Source organism: Pseudomonas syringae group sp. 243L2 (assembly GCF_032587875.1).
GTDB lineage: Bacteria > Pseudomonadota > Gammaproteobacteria > Pseudomonadales > Pseudomonadaceae > Aquipseudomonas > Aquipseudomonas amygdali.
In genome coordinates this window covers 137941-160400 of the sequence record NZ_JAWHPL010000022.1, presented here as the reverse complement: position 1 = coordinate 160400, position 22460 = coordinate 137941, and the positions used below count along the sequence as shown (strand labels likewise).

General features: G+C 54.3%; 18 protein-coding genes and 3 pseudogenes. All 21 read right to left on the bottom strand.

The annotated features are described in order from the left end of the window. Positions 1–283: 283 nt before the first annotated feature. On the bottom strand, positions 284–835 hold the full coding sequence (locus tag RYB66_RS18360) for a hypothetical protein (protein ID WP_010216108.1): 552 nt from the start codon (positions 833–835) through the stop codon (positions 284–286). 80 nt (positions 836–915) lie between these two features. Beyond that, on the bottom strand, positions 916–2010 hold the full coding sequence (locus RYB66_RS18355) for an acyl-CoA desaturase (RefSeq protein ID WP_316895089.1): 1095 nt from the start codon (positions 2008–2010) through the stop codon (positions 916–918). After that, positions 2003–3139 carry a sterol desaturase family protein gene (locus RYB66_RS18350; protein WP_316895087.1) on the bottom strand — a complete coding sequence of 379 codons (1137 nt, stop codon included), beginning with the start codon at positions 3137–3139 and terminating at the stop codon, positions 2003–2005. Before RYB66_RS18350 ends, RYB66_RS18355 begins: the two co-directional genes overlap by 8 nt. Next, a complete protein-coding gene (locus RYB66_RS18345; RefSeq protein ID WP_057401976.1) occupies positions 3136–3756 on the bottom strand; it encodes a phosphatase PAP2 family protein in 621 nt (206 codons plus the stop codon). The genes RYB66_RS18350 and RYB66_RS18345 overlap by 4 nt, the downstream gene beginning before the upstream one ends. After that, positions 3753–5036, bottom strand: coding sequence for a F390 synthetase-related protein (locus tag RYB66_RS18340; RefSeq protein WP_316895085.1), 1284 nt, complete (start codon positions 5034–5036; stop codon positions 3753–3755). The genes RYB66_RS18345 and RYB66_RS18340 overlap by 4 nt, the downstream gene beginning before the upstream one ends. After that, positions 5033–5839 (bottom strand): MBL fold metallo-hydrolase, encoded by an 807-nt coding sequence (locus tag RYB66_RS18335; protein ID WP_057401974.1) that lies wholly within the window; start codon positions 5837–5839, stop codon positions 5033–5035. The genes RYB66_RS18340 and RYB66_RS18335 overlap by 4 nt, the downstream gene beginning before the upstream one ends. Next, a complete protein-coding gene (locus RYB66_RS18330; protein WP_316895082.1) occupies positions 5832–6848 on the bottom strand; it encodes an NAD-dependent epimerase/dehydratase family protein in 1017 nt (338 codons plus the stop codon). The genes RYB66_RS18335 and RYB66_RS18330 overlap by 8 nt, the downstream gene beginning before the upstream one ends. Then, the gene (locus RYB66_RS18325) at positions 6845–7852 is read right to left on the bottom strand and encodes a 3-oxoacyl-[acyl-carrier-protein] synthase III C-terminal domain-containing protein (RefSeq protein WP_316895080.1); all 1008 of its coding nucleotides are present in this window, start codon (positions 7850–7852) and stop codon (positions 6845–6847) included. The genes RYB66_RS18330 and RYB66_RS18325 overlap by 4 nt, the downstream gene beginning before the upstream one ends. A gap of 140 nt (positions 7853–7992) precedes the next feature. Further along, entirely contained in the window at positions 7993–8421 is a 429-nt protein-coding gene (locus RYB66_RS18320) for a DUF2628 domain-containing protein (RefSeq protein ID WP_057404869.1), read from the bottom strand. Positions 8422–8574: 153 nt separating this feature from the next. Further along, a pseudogene (locus RYB66_RS18315) lies at positions 8575–8880 on the bottom strand (RHS repeat protein); the annotation flags it as partial. A 452-nt stretch (positions 8881–9332) separates the two neighbouring features. Further along, a complete protein-coding gene (locus RYB66_RS18310; protein ID WP_081024992.1) occupies positions 9333–9776 on the bottom strand; it encodes a hypothetical protein in 444 nt (147 codons plus the stop codon). Then, positions 9773–10066: pseudogene (locus RYB66_RS26680) on the bottom strand (HNH/ENDO VII family nuclease); the annotation flags it as partial. The gene RYB66_RS18310 and the pseudogene RYB66_RS26680, both read right to left, overlap by 4 nt. 123 nt (positions 10067–10189) lie before the next feature. Beyond that, positions 10190–12157 (bottom strand): annotated as a pseudogene (locus RYB66_RS18305) (RHS repeat-associated core domain-containing protein); the annotation flags it as partial. 104 nt (positions 12158–12261) lie between these two features. Then, positions 12262–12711 (bottom strand): tetratricopeptide repeat protein, encoded by a 450-nt coding sequence (locus RYB66_RS18300; protein WP_316895076.1) that lies wholly within the window; start codon positions 12709–12711, stop codon positions 12262–12264. Positions 12712–12714: 3 nt separating this feature from the next. Beyond that, on the bottom strand, positions 12715–13146 hold the full coding sequence (locus tag RYB66_RS18295; RefSeq protein WP_057403971.1) for a tetratricopeptide repeat protein: 432 nt from the start codon (positions 13144–13146) through the stop codon (positions 12715–12717). 7 nt (positions 13147–13153) lie between these two features. Next, complete coding sequence (locus tag RYB66_RS18290) at positions 13154–17353, bottom strand: RHS repeat-associated core domain-containing protein (protein ID WP_122351188.1); 4200 nt, start codon at positions 17351–17353, stop codon at positions 13154–13156. 5 nt (positions 17354–17358) lie between these two features. Then, positions 17359–17826 carry a DcrB-related protein gene (locus RYB66_RS18285; RefSeq protein ID WP_003434883.1) on the bottom strand — a complete coding sequence of 156 codons (468 nt, stop codon included), beginning with the start codon at positions 17824–17826 and terminating at the stop codon, positions 17359–17361. 34 nt (positions 17827–17860) lie between these two features. Next, positions 17861–18442: a DcrB-related protein gene (locus RYB66_RS18280; protein ID WP_003420357.1), complete on the bottom strand. Its 582-nt coding sequence runs from the start codon at positions 18440–18442 to the stop codon at positions 17861–17863. 11 nt (positions 18443–18453) lie between these two features. Continuing rightward, positions 18454–20298, bottom strand: coding sequence for a type VI secretion system tip protein TssI/VgrG (tssI, locus tag RYB66_RS18275; RefSeq protein WP_057401788.1), 1845 nt, complete (start codon positions 20296–20298; stop codon positions 18454–18456). Positions 20299–20365: 67 nt separating this feature from the next. Continuing rightward, complete coding sequence (locus tag RYB66_RS18270) at positions 20366–21094, bottom strand: hypothetical protein (RefSeq protein WP_064744666.1); 729 nt, start codon at positions 21092–21094, stop codon at positions 20366–20368. Then, on the bottom strand, positions 21087–22043 hold the full coding sequence (locus RYB66_RS18265; RefSeq protein ID WP_057404871.1) for a hypothetical protein: 957 nt from the start codon (positions 22041–22043) through the stop codon (positions 21087–21089). The genes RYB66_RS18270 and RYB66_RS18265 overlap by 8 nt, the downstream gene beginning before the upstream one ends. Positions 22044–22460: the final 417 nt, after the last annotated feature.

Below are 22460 nucleotides of genomic sequence, written 5' to 3'. Positions count from 1 at the left end.
AGGGTGACTTATCCACAGCGAACCCGCACGCTCATTGAGGGGTGCGGTTGTGCTTCGCCGAGGTATAGCGAAAGGCTTACACGCGGTGGAGGGGTTTGGCCATTTCCGACCTGGTCCGTCCTCCGTAAGATTGGATCCATCAAGTGGTGAACAGGAGTTCACCAGGATCAAGGATGATCGACCATCGCCTCGGAGGCAGCCGACAGGGAGTCGGGATGGTCTTGGAAAAACCCGCTTCGGCGGGTTTTTTGTTGGGCGCGAGAAAGTCCTCGTTGAGCCTGGGCTACTTGCGCAGTGCCTTTCTCTTGCGCAGGCTTTCACGATGCACCTCGAGATCCCTGCGCCGCCGCATCTCCTGACGCGTCTCCTTGCGTTCGGATCGAATAATCCTCCATTGCATGCGCAGCTCCCGGCCGCGCTCGCTGTTGAGCGATAAAAGGCCCAGCAACGGGAAAAGCAGCCCCAGCATGTAAAACATCAATTCAAAACGCCGCCAGTGCGCAGGGGCAGTGGGCAGCACCGCGAAAAAGCAGCTCACCAGAATGGCCGCCAATATCCACATCCCACAGGCATGCCCGCGACTCATCATGATGCCGCCGAAACTCAAAACCAGTGATACGCCCATCATGAGCATCATCGACTGGCCGGTTCTCTCCGGCTCATTTGGAAAGTACGCATCGACCACCGTGCCTGCGGTAATAGCGAGGGAAAATATGCCCATGAAGATCGGAGTCAGAAAGGACAGCAGATAACGAGAGCGGAAAGCGGCAACGTGGCTGCGGTAAATCACCATTGGCTCCGGCGAGGCCCGCTTGCTGCGAGATTGTTTACCCATTTTTCTTCCTTGGTACCAATACGCTGGTTGCTACTGTCGTTACAGCTCTAGAGCTCTTTGAGTTTATGGCTCGGCGCCTGTTATGTAGTTTTCGTCACGTGCGGTTCCTGGCCCATGCCGCGCAGAAACTTTCGCTGCTGTCTCAGCAACTCGCGGTAGTCGATGCAGCGGTAGCTCATACCGTATTGGGGGGCCAGCTCTGCGATGATGTTTGCCAGCGCCGGATAGTGGCGATGGCTCCATCCAGGGAAAAGGTGATGAGTCAGATGAAAGTTCAGGCCGCCGACAACATGGTGCAGCCAGCGTGGCTTGGTTTGCCAGTCACAGGTCGTCGCGAAATTATGTCGATACCAGCCGTGTGGCATTAAGGGGTTGTCGGATGGTTGATAGAACTCGGCCTCTGCCCAGTGTGTGCCAAGCAGCAGAAAGACCACCCATACAGAAGCGAGCATCTGGCTCAGCAAATATGCCATTAGCACTACTGTCCAGTTACCCTCGAATACCACCAGCGGCACTATCAGTACCAGCAGAAGGTGGCATGCCTTGCTGGCTAAAAATACGGCCCAGCCTTTGTTACCCGGCAGGATTTTTTTGGCCTTGAGCGGCGTCTTCTCCAAGCGGTCCGACCAGTCGAATATCCAGGAGATATAGGGCAGGGACAATGCGGCGACCATGGGCCAGTAAATATGTTGGTAGCGCATGTGTTTGCGCCAGCTCTGGAAAGGCGATTGTCGCAGGACGCCATTCTCTTCGGTGTCCAGATCGTAATGCTCGACGTTGGCGTAGGCATGATGAAACTGCACATGCCTGACTCGCCAGTAATCCGGGTCGATGCCTAGCGGTAAAGTCATTAACCGGCCTACCAGTCGGTTTGCCCAGGGCAGCCGAAAAAAAGCGTTATGCGTAGCGTCGTGAAACACCATGACGTTGAGCAGCATGCCTGTCAGGACAAACATGAAATAGCACCCCACGAATGCCCACGCGGTGTGCTGCATCAGGCTCAAGGTATAAAAGCCACCACACAGTACAGTTAGGAGTAATGCCACTACTTTTTGCCGAGTGCTGGCATAGCGATGGTCGTCTGCCAGATATGCGTGAGCCGCCTTTTTCAGGGCTTGATGAAATGCCTGTTCGCCATCGGCAGGAAATGACAGGGGGGCAAGTGATTCAGCCATGAGGTTTTTCCACGGGATTTGCGGCTGACACATCTTTTTTGCCGCGAGAAGACAGGGCCACCCATACGCCGTGCAAGGCGAGGGCCACCATTGGTAATTGCCAGTAAAACTGCGACCAGCCGTAATAACCCAGAAACAGCGACGCCAGCCCCAGGCTGACTATCAGCCAGACAGGAACACTCCAGGTCCTCGCTTCGGTCATTCCTCCCAGCGCCACCGAGCCCGCCACGAGAAAAACGAACAGGACGACCTGCGGCCAGGTGATGTCGTTGTAGCCATAGCCGTATTGATAGATATAGCCCACCACCAGCGCGAAGAGCAGCAACGCGCCACTGAAAATGCTCAAACCCGAAATGCGCGAGCGGGTCGGTTCGTTCGATTTTATCGACAGTCGCAGGTAATGCAGAAAAGGTACGTTGCTGGCCCAGAACGGGTTCGCGGAAGAGCGAGGCCCTCCGATTCCAAACGTGTAAGGCACATCGGGCAGCCTGGAAAATGTGCCGAACAGCTTGTCCCAGAAAATGAAAGTACCGCCGAAGTTCTTGTCTGAGTAGGCCCTGTCCTTGACGTGATGCACGCGGTGATGGGTCGGAGTAACGAAAATCTTCACCAGCACGCCCAGCCTGGGTGTCAGCGCATTATGGTTAAAGAACTGCATCGAGTAATGCAGGATCGACACTGCGACAAACACATCCAGTGGCACCCCTAGCACGGCCAGCGGAATAAAGAACGGAATCGACGTCAGCGACGAATACCACGAATTACGCACGCCCAGAGACAGGTTGAAGTGCTCGCCCTGATGATGCACCACATGCACGGCCCAGAGCACGCCAACGTGGTGATGAAGGCGGTGCAGCCAGTAGAAACAGAAATCCCAGGCCAGCAACGCGAACGCCCAGACCAATAGTGTCGGCCATGTATCCAGCAGGCCAAGGCTCAAGTACTTGGCGACAAGTCCGTAACAGATTACTTCCAGGCCACGGAATAGCCACAGCATGATGTGCCCGGAATTCAGATTGAACACCACATCATGCCAGTCAACCGGCTTGCGCTGTATCCAGTGCAGGATGACCGCTTCGCCTGTGACTGCCAGCAGCATGATGATGATCGGAATGGCCAGATCGCTCATTGCAGATTACCTTTCAGTGCGATTTGTCTGCGTTGGGCAAGTGCATCGATCAGCCATCCCGCCACCAGCGCGAGTACAGCGCCGCTGACAACGTCAACGAACAGATGGCGACGCAATTGCAGGATCGAATAGGCAATGGTGGCTACCCAAAACACGAACACTGCGGTGCGTACTGTACGCCTTGCTGCGCTGATTCCCCAGACTGCCAGCACCATCAGGGCCATGTGCAGGGATGGAAGGCAATTCTGAGCCGAGTCCACATAAGTCAGTGCTGCCAGCAGTGCAGAGCTTAACGTTGTGCCCTCATCAACCGGGTATACCATCGTTGTGGGCCACACCATATAGACCGTCCCTGCACCCACAGCAGTAAGACGCATGGCGCGGGAAAGCCAGCGTACCCGATCAAGCGGGGTCATCAGGTAGCCCAGTGGAACGACAATAAAAAACGACAGGTACAGCCAGATGGCGTGCGGCGTGAACGCGATCATTTGGTCGAACGACGAGGGCGTCATGATCTGACCTGGGCTCTGCAGGTGGTCGGTCAGCGTATAGATCAGACCGACCGAGCCCCAGCCAAGCAGCATCTGCCATAACCTGAATAGTAGGGGGTTGCTCATGCTTCTGCCTGCCGGACAATACGTCGCCGTTTCCGGTCGAAGTTCGGCATCACGGCCTGCGCCGTCAGTTGCCATTCAAGTTTTTCAGTGGCAATGCCCTGTTGCGCGAACAACGTGACAAGTTGCCTGCCGCCATGCTCCAGTTCTGCTTGCGTGCAGTCTGCAATCAACTGCAATCGGGTCTTCGAGAGCTGAATCAAGCGGTAGTCACTGGTCAATGGCAGCGCATTGGCAATTGCCCGGCTGCACAGGTCGGCAAAGATAATCTGCATCCCGCCTTGCTGATCAGGCAGCAACAGTTGATCGTCGCGGCGACCTTCGATTCGGGCAATGGCCATCGAATGCTGACCGCAGGCGCAAGGCTCGGATTGCCTGACCAGTACATCATCCAGCCTGTAGCGCACGATTGGTTGGGTGCTGCGGGTGAAGTCGGTGATCAGTGGCGTAAAACGATGTTCATCCAGCCATTGGGGCTCGATATGCACAAACTCTTCGTTCAAATGCAGCGTGCCATGCGCGCATGTGGCGGCCAGGAAACCTTCGGTTGCCTGATAGACCTCGCCGACTTCGCGGAACACCGTGTTCAATAACTGACGGTCCTGCGCGTCCAGGACTTCGGCAACGGAGATCACCTTCTTAACGTCGAGTTGAATCTGCCCGTCCAGAACGGCCAGCGCCAAGGCGCGTAGCACCTGTGCTGGTGCCACGATGATGGTCGGTGCCTGCGCTTGCAGGCGAGGCAATTGCTCAAGGAATGGTGAAAACAGATCGTAAAAGGCCAGGCTCAACCAGCGATTGTCCACGCTGTGGTACAGGTTGCTATCCGCTCGTAGAAAAAGTGCCACTCGCTCACCCGCGAAAATACCGTCTGGCAGCATTTTGGCAAGCATCCCGCCCGCCCAGATCTGCTGCTCCTGCGGGCTGACGACAAAAACGCCACGCTGCCCTGATGTGCCCGATGACAGCCCGACGCTGAAGCGGCCGAGGCGTGGCGTGAAGTCCCGCTCGGCTTCGCCACGCTGGGCGCAGACCAGCAACTGATCGCGTTGCAGGCCCGCAGTGTTCATCTGGTCGAACTGCGTCATCATCAGCGCCTTGTCCATCAGCGGCCATTCTTTGAACGGCAGAACGCTGTAAGGCTGAAAGTACGGACTGTTGGCCAGCACCTGTCGGGCGAAGCGTTTCAGTTGCCTGTTCTGAAAACGCTCCAGTGCCTGGCGACTGGAAAAACGCAAACGACGTGCTCGCCAGTAGTGCCAGAGCGTCATCACCGGGATCATAAATCTCCCTCGTGACACAAGCGGATATCCACATGGCCTGCCGTCCACAAAAGGTTCAGACGGTTCAGCGTCTGGTAGTAGGCCTTGCTGTCGTCCATCAGCACGTTGGCAAGCACAGAAGGCCCGCGCAATTCTTGATAGCTTAGCGGCGACCACGCTGAATCACTGGCCAGCAGTGTCCAGCCCTCGTCAGTGAGAATAAATGCCCCCAGGTGTCCGGCGGCATGACCTGGTAGTGGCACCAGAACAATCTGCCCGTCACTGCCCGGTAGTTCGTAGCCATGTGTAAACGGGGCCAACTGTGCAGACAGGCTCACCTGCTCAAAGCCCTCCACGAACTGCAACGCTGCTTCGAAACCTTCGGGAATCAGTCCTGGTACGAAGGCGCGCTTGAGCGCGGCGATGCCACGTAAGGAGCGGGTTTTCTGCCAGCCTTCGCCCGAGCAGATAAAGTCGAGATGACTGAAGTCCCGCAGGCCGGCAATGTGATCGGCATGAAAGTGGGAAATGATCAGCGCCTGAATGTCGTTGGCCGCGTAACCGGCATTACGCAGCTGATCCAGCAGCGTTTCACCCGCATCCAGGTATACCGGGGTAACCTGGCTATAGATGCGGAACACCCCCGACCGGGTATGCTCCTGAAAATGGTTGGCGTAGCCGGTATCCCATAACCAGCGGCGATCGCCGACCTCCAGCAGATACGCCCTGGATGGAAATTTGCAGACTCGCAGGCCAGCGCCTTGCAACGCCATGCAGCCGATATGCGTGCAGTAACCCACTTCGAAAGTGGTGATGCTAGCCATGGCGCTTCACCGCTTGAGACTTGAGCCATTGCCCCGTGAGCTGAATACTTTCTTCCATCGTGTACCGAGGTCGGTAGCCCAGCTCTTCAATGGCTCGCGTCTGGCTCAGGGTCATATCGAAGTTCACAGCTGCCACACTGTAGCGGGTCAGCACGGGCTCCTTACGCGTTACAGAGGCCAGCAACTCAAGTGCAATCGCCAGTGTGTGAAGCAACCTATAGGGCATGGGCTGGACACGATAACGAAGGCCGAGTTGATCGTGCAGTAACAAATGCAACGTATCCACTAACCGCATAGGCTGGTGATTGGTGATGTTGTAGGCCGCTCCGGAAGACAAAGAACTGTTGTGGCTTGCCAAGTCCATGGCGTGAATAACGTTGAGCACGAACGTCAGGTCCAGAACCGCCTGACCACCGCCGGGCAAGCGCAGTACGCCACGGTCGCGTTCTATCTGGCCCAGGATCCGGGGCAGAATCACCCGGTCATGGGGGCCGAACAAGCCTCGGGGCCGCAGGATAATAAACGTGGTCTGTGGATAAAGCGGCACCATCGCCTGTATGGATTGTTCTGCCTGGTACTTGCTGCTGGCGTAGTGATTGGCGAATCGTCGGGCACGGTATTGCTCGTCAATACACTTATGATTCTGAAAGTCGAAGTAAATGGCGGGCGTGGAAATATGCACGAATCGCGAGACGCCGCAACGTCCGGCTGCCTCGGCCAGCTTCTGTGTTGCTACCACGTTGGCCTCATCAAACTCGACCTTGCTGCCCCAGGGAGAAGACTTCGCGGCGCAGTGCCAGACGACGTCGCAGCCGAGCATCATTCGCTCGCATTCCTTCGCGGTAGCCTTGGTCAGATCCATTGCCGTGAATTCGGCTCCCTGATTTCGCAGTAGACCTCCCACTGTTGGGTCACGTCCGGTTGCATGCACCTTATGGCCAGCGTTCAACAGCCACTCAGCTGCATTGCGTCCAAGGCCACTGGTGGCGCCGGTCAGCAGAACCTTCATGGCAGCAGCACCATGCCCGCCAGTGTCAAACCTGCAGCGGTACCTATCAGCATTACCGGCTTGCCTGGCGTGAAGCGGCCGGTAGTAAAGGCAGTATGCAGCGCTGTTGGAATCGAGGCCGATACCTGATTGCCGTGATAACGATAAATATCTATCAGCACTTCAGAAGGTACTCCCAGACGTTTTCGCATGTGCTCAAGCGAAAGATGGCTGGCTTGATGAGGTACGACGGTGGCGATATCGGCCAGCTTCAAACCGCTGCTTTCGAGTAATCGTGCGAGATAGCCCTCGATCAACGCGGCAGCCTGACGAAACAGCTGCTTGCCCTTCATGTGGAACAGAAAGTCTTTGTCAGTCATGCCGGCACGCGGATTACGGCGTGTGCCGCCTGCTTGAATCTCGCACAGTTCGCTACCTTCCGGGTAAGTCTCGGAGAGGCTGCTCAGAATTCCGCTGCTGCCGCTACCGCGTTCGACAATGGCACAGGCTGCGCCGTCGCCGAGGATCAGCGAGCTTTCTTCGTCATCCCAGTCGATACCGCGCGAAACCAGATCTGCCGACACGATCGCAATGCGCTTATAGATCCCGGCATTGAGCAAACCAGCGGCCACCTGCAGCGCGGTGATGAAGCCGACGCAGCTGCTGTTGATATCAAAGCCGGGAGTACCCGACGGCAGGTGGGCGGCCTTCAGAATCAGTGCTGCGGTGCAGGGCAATGCTTGCATGGGTACTGCTGATGCCGAGATCAGCAGATCAATCGAGTTCGCCGGAATCTGCTCCCTGGTCAAAGCGTCCTGGAGCGCTTGCGCTGCAAGTTCGGCCTGGCTGGCGTCGAGTGTGGCGTGAAACCGGCAATGTACACCCGAGCGCTTTTCGACATACCCCGCAGGCTTGTTCAATAACGTGTCCAGCGCAGACGAGTCCACTCGATTTGCGGGCACCGCTACGCCAGTCGCAATGACTTTCAGTGGCAGCAAGGCTGCGGGGGAGGAGGGCGCTGTCATTGGAGTCCTGGCTTCGCATCCATGTGGCAATTACCTGAATGACTGATTCAAATATAACGCTGGCTGAACATGGCATGGGTCGATGAACCGCGAACCCTCATGCTCGGCAAGGGTAGGGTGTCATCGGTTATCTTTTCGGATTAAAGACGCATGCCCTTGAACGGGTTCCAGCCTTGCTCGCCTTTTACTTCTTTGAGGTAGTACGAATAATTGACGGTCAAGGCATACATCAGCGAGAAGGCTACATTCAGACCTCCCCCCAGCGCGTAAGGAACCTCGGTTCCCAAAAGCGTACATACCAGAAGGATCAAGGCGTTGGTCGCGAGCATTATGCCAATCAACGCAATGCCTTTTTTCCACAGGCCCAGCACGAAGAAATAAATGGGGCCAAAGAAATACGCGATGACGTTGGAATTGATCCGCATTTTCTTCCTGAAGCCAGGAAGTGATTTGAGGCCGGCCTTGAACCGCGGGTCGTTCGGCGCACCGTACGTCTCGAAGAAATTGAAGCGCTCCTGCCACTTGGCGCTGTAGGTGCCAGTGTTGCGCGTCTGATCTGCTGTGCTCATGGTGCTGCTCCTGATGTTCCATTGGGGTGACGTCTTTCTTCCGGGAAATCCTGTGTTCTGGTGTTTTTCTGATCAGGGTGCTGAGTGTATGGAGTTTTCGGGTGGTGTACTACGCCGATGCCACTCGATTCTTCCGCTCTACACCGGCTAGGTAAAGTTGTAGGTCGCATCGTTTTCGTTGGTCAGGGCGACGAGGCGAATGGCCTTGTCGTATTCGTAGGTGATGGTTTGCCCTTTGGCATCCTGTTGCCATTTGGGCAGGCCACGGCCATTGCGCAGCAGTTAGGTAGTCTGGCCTTTGCCGTCGGTGTGGGTCAGGACCTGGCCCAGTTCGTTGTAGGTAAAGGTCTCGTGGGTGCCGTCCGGGTGGTTGATGCGCAGCACTTCGCCGTCGGGTTTGCGTTCCAGCATGGTGTTGTTCAGGGCATCGGTGACGGTGAACAGGTGATCGAATTCGTTACACGAGCAATTCGACATTGACGAGGTGCTCGCCGCAAATTTGATGTTAATAAGGCCATCCAAGTCGCTTTCATGGCAAAGTTTTATCACCTTGGTACAAGGCTAGGACGGTATTGAAGTTGCCCCATCTCAGTCAAATTTTTAAAGATCACTACTGTGGCGCTACGGCTATCTCATCGTGAAAGTGCAAAGCCTCTAAAAAGCCGTCATTACAAAATACTACCAACAAGCTTTCTTACAAGCTTCACTTGGACTAATTATATTTTTTGTAGTCTCAATGAAACTTGCTCTTATTAGAGCAGAGGCTAGCAGCAAAAGCCAGATGCCCTGTAAAAATAAAATTGCCTGCTCTATTTTTTCAACACCCTCTGCAGCCAATTTAATATGAGTGATTCGAAACTAAGCCAACATTGCAAAGAATTTTATCTGGTGCGGTCTTAATCATTAAATCGTCAAGCCTGTTCGAAATAATATTCCAAAAAAGCGTTAAAATTTGCCCACTGAGGTCTCAATTTTCCTTGTTTGAAATCCAGGAGTTCATCTCCCAAAGATACGCTAAGTACCTCGCCAGTGTCTCTATTATAGAAATAGCCACTTTCGCCTTCGAAGCTATCTAGCGGAATATACTCCTGCGGGAGCTGCAATGTTTCATGTGTGCTCTTCAAATCTAGATCAAAATTAGTATTTTTGGAGAACCAGCATACCTGATATATTTCCTTTCCGTGCTGCATGAATGTTGGACCGTCTTCTACGTGTAAGTAGAACTGAGCGAAATCAGACGATAAGTCAACATCCAGCTTCTTGAGCTCTACTTCATAATCTGCGCTTGCATCTTCATACCACCAACCTTGTTGCTTAAAAAAATCTACCAGTTTTTTCGATATCATGACTTTCATCCGCAGTTTCCCGAAAGCTTAGGGCTCCCGGCTCTTCTATTAATTTCGGTTTGTGCACGCCCCTCCCAGTAAGCGCCGCGATCACCGTTGAATAGGTCTCTATTGACGGGGTTGATCGGATGCTGTGCAGGTAGGTGAGGATGCAGCGCGTTAGTGTTACCAAATCTTTTATGTGTATCGACAGATAATTCGAAGAGAGAACCTAGTCCATCGTGCTTAGAGTGATGGAGATTAAGCTGAGAGTAGCTACCGTTTTTTACAACAAACGGACTTCTCCCCTCAGATGCGAGATCCAAGTTGGTCTTGACGCCTTCCCTTGTATTGACAGGTAGGTCCCAGTCTATAACTTGCTGGTAAACTGTATGCGTGCTGCCGGATGGTGCGGTGAAAGTGGAGGGTGTAAAAAATCCAGTCAGCCCTAACGGATCAATCCAACCGATAGGACTGGGCGCATACTGATATAAATTAAACCCACCTTCCAACCCAATCGGATCCTGCGTAATAAACCGCCCAATCTCCGGGTCATAATACCTAAACGTGTTGTAGTGCAGTCCCGTCTCGACATCAAAATACTGCCCCTGAAACCGCAGGTTCTGCTCAACCTCGTTCACCACCATCTTCTTAACCGCACCCCAGGCCCGGTACTTCGCCTGCCAGACGATCTGCCCTTCGGCATCGGTCATTTCCAGCGGTGTGCCGATCTGGTCGGTGTGGAAGTAGTAGACCTTCTTCTCGACTTCGCCTTCTTTCTCGTCCACACGGGCCAGCGGCGCATAGCTGCCGGGCTCGTAAAGGTACAGGCTACTCTGGCCGGGACTTTCTTCGCGCAGCATGCGCAGGCCTTGCCAGAGGAAGCGTTTGTGATCGGTCTGGCCTTTGATCTCTGATTGTTTGGCAGCGCGTCGGCCAAGGCTGTCTTACTGATAGCTACTGGTGCTTTCCACCTGCGTGTCGGCCATGGTTTCGGTTTTGACCAGGCGGTTTTCGCAGTCGTAGGTGAAGGTCTGCCAGCGCACGATGCCGACAACTTTTTCGATCAGGTTGCCCCAGGCGTCGTATTTGTATTCGTGGTTCGCCCACTGTTTTAGGCGGTTGTCTTTGACGTGGTCGAAGCGGCTGGTGTTGAAGTTGAGGCGGTTGGCGGCGGCGTCGTAGCGGAATTCTTCGCCGTCGACCACGCGGCCGGTGTTGCGCGCCAGCAACTGGCCGTTGGCTTCGTATTCGTACTGGGTTTCGCCGCGAAGCTTGTCGAGGGTGCGGCTCAGTTCGCCGGCCGGGTCGTATTCGTAGCGGCGGTGAATCGGGTTGTAGGCGTGTTCGACGTAGCGCTCGGGCTTTATGAGCGGGTTCTGGATCTGCGACAGTTTTTCTGCAGGCAGGGTTGTGGCGTACTGCCAGGCCTTGCGGACCATGCTGTCGTAGCCGAAGCAGCTCGTGAGTTTGCCCTGGGTGCGGTAGACCTCGCGATGCAGGTCGTCGCGCTCCATGTCGCTGATCAGCTGGCCATCCAGATTCAACTGGTGCAGGTGACCGCTGCCGTAGTACAGGTGGTTCAGGTGTTGACCGGTGGGCAGGGTTAGAGTGGTCAGGTTGCTGAGTGGATCGTACTCGTAGGCCTGCGCGCCTTGGGGTGTGGTCTCTTTGACGAGGCGGCCCAGCAGGTCGTAGGCAAATTCCAGTTTTTCGGCGGTGACGCCGAGTTTTCTGCCGGTATCCGTCGGCTTGCGCTCGATTGACAGCAGTCGGTCGCCGTCGTCGTAGGCGTAGTCCTGGCGCGCGTCGTCGTTGAGTTTGGCCAGCAAACGGCCTATCGGGTCGCGCTCCAGATGGGTGTTGCGCCGTGGCTGTTCGCCTTTCTCGCCGTAGCCGATTTCCTCGACCTGTGTCAGGTGTCCGCCGAGGTTGTAGCTGAAACGGCGGGTCAGGTTGTCGATGCGCTTTTCTTCGATCAGACGGTCTGCGTTGTCGTATACGAAGTTGTAGGTGGCGTTGTTTTCGTTGACCAGTGCCGTTAGGCGAATGGCCTTGTCGTACTGGTAGGCAACGGCTTTGCCCTTGGCGTCCTCGCGTCGGGTTGGCAGGCCACGGGCGTTGCGGGACAACCGCGTTATCTGGCCTTTGCCGTCGGTGTGCGAAAGCACCTGGCCGAGCGCGTTGTAGGTGAAGGACTCAACGCTGCCATCGGGATGGTTGATGCGCAGCACTTCGCCGTCGGGTTTGCGTTCCAGCGTGGTGGTGTTGTTCAGGGCATCGGTGACGGCGATCAGATGACCGCGATCGTCATAGCGGTAATAAGTATCTTTGCCTGAACAGTCCTGAAAGTGCTCAACCTGAGCGAGGCTGTTCCACCACAGGTATTTGGATTTGTAGCTTGCATTAATGAATTCGAAAGTAGGCTAACGCAATACTAGTAGCCCCTTCCATTAACTTGATTTTTAAAGAACTAATAAGCTATTACAAATAAATTTCTCGGTGGCTACTGCTTTTAATTGGGGGTAGGGGAGTCAGCTTTATTTGGTGTCAAGTGATTTTTTACAAGCTTTAGATATTTTTCATCCTCTTCTGAAAAAATCTCTTCACCCTCTACCATATAAGCCTTGCATAAGAAATCTATGCCTTCAGGCTTGCTCAGTTCGTAGAGAGACTGTCCTAAACGCAACATAATGAAGGGGTTTGATGCACCATCAGGCCCGTTCATACCGTCATAGAGTTCTTCAATTGCACGTTCATAATCTTTCATGTTAAACAAAGCGTCAGCTGTACCCGCTTTTAACCAAGTGTAAGCCTCCCAAGTGCTGCGAGGCGAAGGCAATAGACTGAGAGCTTTCTCAAAGATATTTAATGCTCTCGGGTATTCCCCGTCATCCATAAGTGAATTTCCTATGTCACTCATTTCGGAGATTTTTTCGTAAAGCTCATCATCAAGCTCTAGCATGATTCATACCTTTATATTCTCGAGATAAAAATTCAAGTACTTATTGTCAAAGCCTTCAAAGGCTCTTTTCTTTCCGAGTTTAAAAGCTTTGTCAAAGTACTCAATTGCGAGCTCTTTTTCGCCAAGTTCATAGCATATTTTTGCAAAATCAATAAGGCTGCTTGTTTCTCGTGGTGGTTTGGTTTTAATTGCAATAATTGCCCATTTTTTTGCTTCCGCATAATTTCCGGAGTCGAAGAGTAAATTAGAAATGCAACTAGAAATCCAATTGGCAAGATCCCATCTTTCGGGAGGCGCAGGCAACAAGGCCCATGCTTGATGATAGTTTTCAAGTGCTTTATCACTATCGTTTTCGATTTCAAATTTATTGCCAGACTCCGTCAAGTCTACAATTTTTTGTGAAAGCTCACTATTCGAATCGCTCAAATCTTCCATAAAATCCTCAATAGCTAAAATTTTCGTGTGGCCCAATCATACTTTCGGGAGGTCTATAAATCTGCCCTAATTTGGCACCTGCGGATCTATTGGTCGAGAAGTGCTCCAGCTCATAATTTTTAGGATCCCGCATCCACTGCCTTACTTCCGGCGATTTAGCTCCAAAATACCCCCCCTTGGTATTCCAGTATGTTACTGCGTCGGTTTTATGGGCCATGTCGGCTTCTTTAATGGGGTACCATTTTTCGTCTTTGCTCTTAAATCTCATACGGGCGCCTTCACCACGTATTTTTCCTTCCTTCCGCATATTCTCAATAACGGTTCTTCCCGTTTTGCTATTTTTCCCTGGGGTACGGCCCACATAATCAGTTCTACAGCTCAGTCCCCACGGGTCAATCCAATTGATTGTATTAGGCGCATACTCATAAAGATTTTCCCCACCCAACAACCCAATCGGATCCTGCGTAATAAACCGCCCAATCTCCGGGTCATAATACCGAAACGTGTTGTAGTGCAGTCCCGTCTCGACATCAAAATACTGCCCCTGAAACCGCAGGTTCTGCTCAACCTCGTTCACCACCAGCTTTTCCACCGCGCCCCACGCCCGGTATTTGGCCTGCCAGACGATCTGCCCTTCGGCGTCGGTCATTTCCAGCGGTGTACCGATCTGGTCGGTGTGGAAGTAGTAGACCTTGTTCTCGACTTCGCCTTCTTTCTCGTCCACACGGGCCAGCGGCGCATAGCTGCCGGGCTCGTAGAGGTACAGGCTGCTCTGGCCCGGACTTTCCTCACGCAGCATGCGCAAGCCTTGCCAGAGGAAGCGTTTGTGGTCGGTGTGGCCTTTGATCTCGGACTGTTTGGCGACTCTTCGGCCCAGGCTGTCGTATTGGTAGCTGCTGGTGCTTTCCACCTGCGTGTCGGCCATGGTCTCGGTTTTGACCAGGCGGTTTTCGCAGTCGTAGGTGAAGGTCTGCCAGCGCACGATGCCGACGACTTTTTCGATCAGGTTGCCCCAGGCGTCGTATTTGTATTCGTGGTTCGCCCATTGTTTTAGGCGGTTGTCTTTGACGTGGTCGAAACGACTCGTGTTGAAGTTCAGGCGATTGGCGGCGGCGTCGTAGCGGAATTCTTCGCCGTCGACCACTCGGCCGGTGTTGCGCGCCAGCAACTGGCCGTTGGCTTCGTATTCGTACTGGGTTTCGCCGCGCAGCTTGTCGAGGGTGCGGCTCAATTCGCCAGCCGGGTCGTATTCGTAGCGGCGGTGAATCGGGTTGTAGGCGTGTTCGACGTAACGCTCCGGCTTTATGAGCGGGTTCTGGATCTGCGATAGCTTTTCCGCGGGCAGAGTTGTGGCGTACTGCCAGGCCTTGCGGCCCATGCTGTCGTAGCCGAAGCAACTGGTGAGTTTGCCCTGGGTGCGGTAGACCTCGCGGTGCAGGTCGTCGCGCTCCATGTCGCTGATCAGTTGGCCATCCAGATTCAACTGGTGCAGGTGACCGCTGCCGTAATACAGGTGGTTCAGATGCTGGCCTGTCGGAAGGGTCAGCGTGGTCAGGTTGCTGAGTGGATCGTAGTCGTAGGCCAGTACGCCTTGCGGCGTGGTCTCTGTGGTCAGTCGCCCCAGCGGGTCGTAAGCAAATTCCAGTTTCTCGGCGGTGACGCCCAGTTTTCTGCCGGTGTCCGTCGGTTTGCGCTCGATTGACAGCAGTCGGTCGCCGTCGTCATAGGTGTAGTCCTGACGCGCGTCGTCGTTGAGTTTGGCCAGCAAACGGCCTATCGGGTCGCGCTCCAGATGTGTGCTGCGCCGTGGCTGTTCGCCTTTCTCGCCGTAGCCGATTTCCTCGACCTGTGTCAGGTGTCCGCCGAGGTTGTAGCTGAAACGACGGGTGAGGTTGTCGATGCGCTTTTCTTCGATCAGACGGTCTGCGTCGTCGTAGGCAAAGCGGTAGGTCGCATCGTTTTCGTTGGTCAGGGCGACGAGGCGAATGGCTTTGTCGTATTCGTAGGTGATGGTCTGCCCTTTGGCATCCTGTCGCCATTTGGGCAAGCCACGACCGTTGCGCAGCAGCTGGGTGGTCTGGCCTTTGCCATCGGTGTGGGTCAGGACCTGGCCCAGTTCGTTGTAGGTAAAGGTCTCGCTGGTGCCATCCGGGTGGTTGATGCGCAGCACTTCGCCGTCGGGCTTGCGTTCCAGCGTGGTGGTGTTGTTCAGGGCATCGGTGACGGCCACCAGGTGGTGGCGCTCGTCATAGCGGTAATGCGTGCTTTTGCCCGAGCAGTCCTGAAAGCGCTGTACTTGCGCCAGGTTGTTCCACCACAGGTATTTGGACTTGAGCGTCGGGTCGACGATGGTGTGCGGCAAGCCGTCCTCGCCGTTGAGGTATTCGGTCTTGTGGCCCAGCGCATCGATCTCGGCGACGAGATTGCCTTTGGCGTCGTAGCGGGCTTTCCAGGTACTGCCATCCGGGTAATCGACCTGAGTGATCAGCGTCGTCAGGTGGTGGTATTGGTAGCGAATACTGCGGCCCAGCGGATCGGTCTCCTTGAGCAACCGGGCGAACTCGTCGTACTCGAACGCCAGCTGGTTGCCATCGGGCAGGGTCAGCCCGGTCATGTTGCCGGTGTCGTCGATCTCGATGACGTAGTGATCGCCGCTGTAGTCGCGGCTCGAGGTGACGCGGTGGTCCTTGTTGTAGTGAATCTCCAGCTCGCGTCCCAATACATCGGTGACCCACGTAGTACGGGCCTCGCGGTCGTAGCGGAAGAGGAAATGCTCGCCGTCGCTGGTCTGGTGTTCTACGACACGTGGCTGGCCGTCGATGGTTTCCCAGCGGTACTCGCAGGTCAGGCCCAGTGCGTTGCTGTGGCGGGTCATGACGCCGTCGGTGTAGCTGAAGCGGCGCACGGAATCACCGTTGCGGTTGAACACTTCTGCGAGCTGACCGTTGCTGTCGTAGTGGTATTGGACCAGGGTTTCGACAGCCTCATTGTCGACGATGCGCTTGACCGAGGTCAGGCGTGTCGTCACTTCGTCGTAATGCAGGTGCACGCGGATCCCGCCCGTCGCGCTGATGTCGGTCAGCGTGCCTTGTTCGGTGCGGGTGAAATGCAGGAACTGGCCGAGTGCGTTTTCGATACGATCCAGCGGGACCGGCTTGTTGTCGTCAGGCACTTCGCCGAAGTAGAAGAAGATGTTGTCCAGCGTCTGCAGCAGGTAGTGACCGCCTTGTGTGCAGACCAGATAGACCTGTTCGTGAGGGTTGTAGATGCGCTGGCCGGGCGCTATGTCCACGAACGGAACGGTGCGGCCCTGGTTATCCGTAAGGTAGAGGAAGCTGCCGCGCTTGCGCAGGCTTTGCTCCCACGGCAGCACCCAGCCTTTGCCGAGCACGCTGTCGACATTCAGATTGCTGGCGTAAAAACGCGACCATTCGATGGGCATCAGGCCGGGCAGGCTGAAGTCGATTTCATCCGGGATCAGCTTGCGGCCAGTCGTGGTGTCGACCGGGTTGCCGCTCAGGCCGCCGATGGCACTGCGCACGACCGGTTCGACCACATAGCGGCTGGCGACTTCGCCGCCCACAAAGCCTGCGGTGAATTTCAATGCGCAGGGCAGCACGGCTTTCATGCCCGCCTGCGTACCGGCTTTGATCAGCTGGGCAATACCGCCCGCCGCGCCGGCCACCGCCATCAGCACATCGACGGTGGTGCGCAGCCAGCCAGGAATTTCATCGTCTACCGGCAGGTAACGGTATCTGCCGCCGCCGATGAACACGTTGTTGGAGCCGCTGGAGATGGTCGCGCCGCAGGTGAGTTTGTCGCCCTTGCGCGCCGCCGCCACGCTGTTGATGAAGACGTTGGTCGAGCCTTCGGCAATCCTGATCGGCCCCGGATGCTTCTCGCAGGCACCGATACTTTTTTCAACATGCGCCGCCTTGCGGTTGTTGATGTACACATTGGGCGAGGCCGTGAGAATCGTACCGGAGGGGGAGGAAAACATACTCCCTATGGCCTCTCCTGCGGCGGTGAGCAGGCTACCTCCGACGCCTGCTGCAAGTCCTGCCAGAAGAGCCACGCCGAACCCGCACGTGAAGGTTGCGATCGCTACCGTCGCAATGAGCGCAATACCGAGCACAGCCCCGATCAGGAAGCCCCCCAGGGCGCCGGTATGCGATATTTCGTCACCAAAGCGCGCGGCCTCGAACATGAGCGTTACTCCTGTTCGCTACCGTTGGCTGGAGAGGTATCAGACACGCGAGGCTGGAAACTGGCCAACAAGTTTTCCCAATCCTGGGTCTGCTCGACACTGAAGTCCGTCTGGGACGTCGTCGAGAATACGATCGCGCGCTCAGGCTCGATCAGAAAAGCCGCCTGACGTTGATAGTAAGGACGCCCTTCGGTCATGTAATACGCGTCGATCTGAATACCTTCGAGAGGGGCCACGGTCGATAGCGAAACTGCTTTTCTGTTCAGCAGCGTGTAACCGCGTAGCTTGGACGAAAGCATTTTGACCTGGCGATCAACATAGGTTTTCAGGTGCTCGGAAGGTAGCAGAGTGTCTCTGGAGACCGTAATGCTCAGCGGGGCAGGCAGCGTCGAGCCCATCACGAACATGTTCACTGTGCGGTCCTGAAATCCCTCTGGCAGCTTGATACTGCCTTCGTGCAACTCGTAGTCCATGTGATAAGAATTCCTGAAATCAAAAAAGAAACAATCACTGTGCGGCGAGACCGCCCAGCATGCTATCGAAATCCGCCAGCCAGAGGCTGAGGTCCGGTTTGGTCGGATCGATCAGGCAAGAAATTTCCAACCACTGCAGCACATCCTTTCCGGCAAGGGGAACAAGCGCACCTACCAGACGTGCGTGTTGTTCTGCGCTGCCCTCTTTGAAGTGGAAATCCAGCGCTTTCGCAGTGCAGCCCACCAGGGTGCAGTCCCGCCGACGAATAATACGGAGTTGAGGGTCGCGCTCACGAAAGGTCTGCACCGAGCTTTCGAAAAGTGCTTCCAGTGCCTCACCCTGCATTACGTCTCTGCGTTTGACAGACAACATGAGCGGCTCGCCTTTGTACTCAAGCGTAACCTGGACATCACGAAACAGGGCGCCCTCAGGAAAGGCCAGATTAAAGCCACCAAAATTGAAACTGCTGGGCACGTCCTGCAATGGCGTGATCGGTTCTGGCTCAGGCTCGGGGACAGCTTCAACGACCGGAGCTTCCAGCGCCGCCTTGCGTGCTGCCTCCTCATCCGCAATACGTTTTGCGGAAATACGGTCGTAAAGACTTGTTCGTTCCATGCCCTGCGTTCTCACTTGTTGATATCGACTCGGTCACCTTTGACGAAGGTGCTCTCGCCAAGAACATTGATCACCTTGCCTTTTATCTGGATGCCATCCGGAGTGATCGAGATGCTGCTGTCGCCCACTTTGAGAAGGATGTACTGCTTGGCATCCACCTGAATGAACTGGTTGTCGACCTTTAGCGTAAACGATCCCTGCTGCACGTTCGTCACAGTATCTTTCTGGATGATCTCCGTATTCGTACCGCCAACAGTCACCTTGCGGTTATTGCCCACCTCGTGCTTTTCATCCAGCTCGATCTCGGTGTCCATGTTGCGCTCGGCATGCACAATCACCTGTTCGGCACCGGCCTTGTCTTCGAAGCGGAAGAAGTTGGCTGTACCGCCATCACCCTTGGCCGAACGCGTCAGGAAACCGCTTTGGGTCTTGTTGGCAGGCAACGACCACGGCGGCGTATTCTGGCTGTTGTACAGACTGCCCATGACGAGCGGACGGTCGGGGTTGCCATCAAGGAAAACGACCACCACCTCGTCACCGACGCGCGGGATCTGGATGCTACCAAAACCGCCACTTGCACCGGATTGAGCGACGCGGACCCAGCAGGAGCTTTTGTCGTCAAACTTGCCGTAGCGGTCCCAGTGGAACTGCACTTTTACCCGGCCCATTTCGTCGGTGTAGATTTCTTCGCCGGGCGGGCCGACGACGATGGCGGTTTGGGGGCCGGAAATGCCTGGCTTGAGCAGATCCATCTGAGGGCGGAATTTGATTTTTTTGCGTACGCTGTAAAATTTATTGGCGTAACCGGCTTGGCTATCCGAGGTGTAATTATTGCTACCTCGATGCTCAATGCTCATTACAAGAAATTGGCGGTCTTCAGCAGAGCCTGCGTCGTGTTCGTAATGCTGGGTTAGCTCGAAAGTGTGGCCAGGTCTCAGGGCACGACAATTACTAAGGCCAACGAAAGTCTTGCCTTTAAGCTCCAGGGCTTCGATACGATTGCGCACCAACATCTCACCATCCGCTGGCGTGCCATGGGTGTACTGACCCATGTAGTCGTACAGCTCGAAAGACGGCACGTCTCCTTGCTGATTGAGGCTGTTCATGGTGACGGGAATACGGTTATTCGGCTGCCGATAGTCAAAGGTTTGCACTGAGATCTTGCTGGGCTGAAACTCGCGAGCAGAGGTCCAGCTTGTGATCGAGTCAGCGGTTTCAGTCACAGATGCTGTATGAAAGCGTATTTGTGGCTGCTCAGGCAGAGGCGTCAGGACGGTCGAGTCGTCCATGATAACGAGCTTATGGCTGTCAGCGGTGTGCTCAAAATAGAAAAACAATCCCTCATGCTCAAGCAACCGTCTGATGAAGTGACTGTCACTTTCTCTATATTGGGTAATGTAGCTGTGCGGTTTGAGGACCCGGTTGACACGAAATTCGTATTTCGCAAGCCCTTCATAGTGGCTGAAAACCTTGGTAAGCACCTGCTCGACCGTTTGATCCTGATAGATTTGCGAATCGAAACGCTGCTCAAGAAAACCTAGCCAGGAGCCAATGTACGCCGAGTATTTTGACATGCCGCCGTCGCTACCATTGGCACCGAAGCCAAAGACATGGCCGTTGATGTAGCGACTGCCTCCGGTGGCGAGCTCGATCTCGACTGTCGCAGGCTGCCCGATGGCAGACTTCAGCTTGACGCCTGGATCATCAGAAATCAGGTCTAGCTGAAAGCCGAAATCGCTTGAAAGCCCCTCTTGTCCTACAAATGACTCAAGCAGAAGCTCCTGCCCACCCGAGAGAGCCATTGTGAGCTTGAATAGACGTCTATTTTGCGCCGTAAACAAAGAGGAAAAATCCATTGCTTCAACTACTCCTTAGCTTATGACAAATCGTCCGAGACGGTTTGTCCGTAATTTCTTCAGGAAATCAAGCTCCCGACGGCTTGCGCCAGGAGGCTACCCATTTGAATAACCTGCCTAGCCACCACCTGCTGCGTGCTTCGCGAATTTCATCGAGCTGCATGAACGTATATGGGGTTGGCATATTTCGCTCTTGAATACGGAGTGTTCGCAAACCTCGGATGACATGACGACCGTAGAGCAATATAAAGATACTTGCACCTGTCATGATAGTCATGCCGACGAGCGCGCCTGTTAGCATTCCTGCCCATTTTAAGAAAATACTGGCAGCGAGAGTAGTGATTCCACTAATTAGAGGGACACTATAATTCATAGAGGACTTCGGGTTAACGTTTCGACGCGTCTGGATTCTATTTTCTTTATATTCAAAGGGTTGGTATGCTGGGCGGGTATGAATTATAACTGTATAAACAATGCCTGCTAGTGTAGCCGGCGCCAGACCTGCCAGAAGACGGTAGACACTCGAGTCGGGCGACGCATCTGCAGCCAAACCGTATGCAACAACACACGCGGGCAATGTAAAACCTCCAACGCTTGAAACTAACAGCGACCACATATAGGTACTGTAGCTCTCGCAAACGTAGACTATGTATAGCGTCCATGCAAGCATTGAAGAAAATAATAAAAAGTAAATATACCAGTTATTGCCTAGCATGAGGGTGCCGAAAGCCATGAATAAAGCCAGCAGAAAAAAAGCAGACCAGCCGCCGGTCTTTATTGTTTCAGAATTAATCATTGTCTATCAACATTTCTTTTAATTTATTCCCAATCGCTTTATCAGCTCCCGTGTACCCCATTGCCCATTGTACCGCTAAGCCTGCTCCCCAGCCGACGAGAATGATAGCAATTAATGGCGCGGCTCCTGTAGCTGCGATCCCGGTGCCAGCAGCAGCTATTGAGGTAATTGCTACTCTGGCTAAATGTCCTGCAACTATACCGGCACCAACCGACGCAATGTTTGTAGGTTGATTGTCTAAAGTTTTAGAGTAAAACTCTTTTTTACTAGAGGAGCTTGTATAGTCTAGGACTCCCTGGGGAACCGTAGCGATTATTAATCCTACAGTGTTGCCGCCCATAAACTTAAGTGCTCCAGTGGCGCCGTTGCTGTGTAAGTGCGCGCGTTGATTCAATGATGCGCTGGTACCAACTAGCGGGATGTGAGCAAACTGCTGTCCGGCTTGCCCTAATATTTTGTAGTGCTGCGCAACGGCAGTAACAGGTATTTTAAAGAAGGATTTCCCATTTTTTTTAATAATCTTTATACTGTTTTTAAACGTCTTATGAGCTGATTTGGCGCCTGGTGCTCCTCGTGTATTAGCCCAAGAATGTAGCTTGCTTTTCTGCTCGGCAGTCAAGTCTAGCAAGTCCGTAACTTTTCTGGCCTTGGCTGCAGCCATCATGGCGCCTGAAGCACTAGCAACTGTTCCAGGTAGATTACCAAGTGAAAACATGAGTGGACCAATTTCTGGAATTCTTTCAGCCATCTGCTGGAGGGATCTCAGCGCCTCAATCGGGACGTTCGCCGACTCTCTAAGTGTGTTTAGATACCCTCTCAACTGAATAACGAAATTTTTATATTCCTCAGGGCTAAGCTCTGTATCTTTAGACAATAGCAAGTTGACTATGTACAATGCCGCGCTGTAGTCATCAGTTTCGTAAGTGCCTGCAAAGTTCTGAAGCGGCATGTAAAAGCTGCTGGCCGACTCTCCCGCGAAAGGGCGATGGCCTACACCAAGTAACCCAGGTTGGCTACGTTCGCAGCTCATGCTTGCGGAGCTAGGCGGGGTCAAGAATTTATTCATTTGCAGGCCTCGGTAGCTGCCAGATCACGTCGTCCGCTGAACCTACATACCCAATGGAAGCTCGGACTCTGCAGGGAAAAGATGGGATACCCAGGTTCCTGAGGCCAGCGGTCAAGCTGTGCCGGTTTGGCTTTATCCATGGTCATATAGATATCCTTGAATGCACCTAAGGCTGCTACCGCGGAGAAATGCTGGCCAAAGGTGCGACGCTGATGCCTTCAGCCTGTCTGTAAAATATTTCGTTTTGAAATATTTTTCTACGCTTAACGCCGACTCGAGAAGTGTAAAGTCTCCTAAAAA

What these genes read in the sequence shown, in the direction of transcription:
- RYB66_RS18360 (WP_010216108.1), bottom strand. Translation starts at nt 835, where the DNA reads ATGGGTAAACAATCTCGCAGCAAGCGGGCCTCGCCGGAGCCAATGGTG.
- RYB66_RS18355 (WP_316895089.1), bottom strand. Translation starts at nt 2,010, where the DNA reads ATGGCTGAATCACTTGCCCCCCTGTCATTTCCTGCCGATGGCGAACAG.
- RYB66_RS18350 (WP_316895087.1), bottom strand. Translation starts at nt 3,139, where the DNA reads ATGAGCGATCTGGCCATTCCGATCATCATCATGCTGCTGGCAGTCACA.
- RYB66_RS18345 (WP_057401976.1), bottom strand. Translation starts at nt 3,756, where the DNA reads ATGAGCAACCCCCTACTATTCAGGTTATGGCAGATGCTGCTTGGCTGG.
- RYB66_RS18340 (WP_316895085.1), bottom strand. Translation starts at nt 5,036, where the DNA reads ATGATCCCGGTGATGACGCTCTGGCACTACTGGCGAGCACGTCGTTTG.
- RYB66_RS18335 (WP_057401974.1), bottom strand. Translation starts at nt 5,839, where the DNA reads ATGGCTAGCATCACCACTTTCGAAGTGGGTTACTGCACGCATATCGGC.
- RYB66_RS18330 (WP_316895082.1), bottom strand. Translation starts at nt 6,848, where the DNA reads ATGAAGGTTCTGCTGACCGGCGCCACCAGTGGCCTTGGACGCAATGCA.
- RYB66_RS18325 (WP_316895080.1), bottom strand. Translation starts at nt 7,852, where the DNA reads ATGACAGCGCCCTCCTCCCCCGCAGCCTTGCTGCCACTGAAAGTCATT.
- RYB66_RS18320 (WP_057404869.1), bottom strand. Translation starts at nt 8,421, where the DNA reads ATGAGCACAGCAGATCAGACGCGCAACACTGGCACCTACAGCGCCAAG.
- RYB66_RS18310 (WP_081024992.1), bottom strand. Translation starts at nt 9,776, where the DNA reads ATGAAAGTCATGATATCGAAAAAACTGGTAGATTTTTTTAAGCAACAA.
- RYB66_RS18300 (WP_316895076.1), bottom strand. Translation starts at nt 12,711, where the DNA reads ATGCTAGAGCTTGATGATGAGCTTTACGAAAAAATCTCCGAAATGAGT.
- RYB66_RS18295 (WP_057403971.1), bottom strand. Translation starts at nt 13,146, where the DNA reads ATGGAAGATTTGAGCGATTCGAATAGTGAGCTTTCACAAAAAATTGTA.
- RYB66_RS18290 (WP_122351188.1), bottom strand. Translation starts at nt 17,353, where the DNA reads ATGTTCGAGGCCGCGCGCTTTGGTGACGAAATATCGCATACCGGCGCC.
- RYB66_RS18285 (WP_003434883.1), bottom strand. Translation starts at nt 17,826, where the DNA reads ATGGACTACGAGTTGCACGAAGGCAGTATCAAGCTGCCAGAGGGATTT.
- RYB66_RS18280 (WP_003420357.1), bottom strand. Translation starts at nt 18,442, where the DNA reads ATGGAACGAACAAGTCTTTACGACCGTATTTCCGCAAAACGTATTGCG.
- tssI (WP_057401788.1), bottom strand. Translation starts at nt 20,298, where the DNA reads ATGGATTTTTCCTCTTTGTTTACGGCGCAAAATAGACGTCTATTCAAG.
- RYB66_RS18270 (WP_064744666.1), bottom strand. Translation starts at nt 21,094, where the DNA reads ATGATTAATTCTGAAACAATAAAGACCGGCGGCTGGTCTGCTTTTTTT.
- RYB66_RS18265 (WP_057404871.1), bottom strand. Translation starts at nt 22,043, where the DNA reads ATGCCGCTTCAGAACTTTGCAGGCACTTACGAAACTGATGACTACAGC.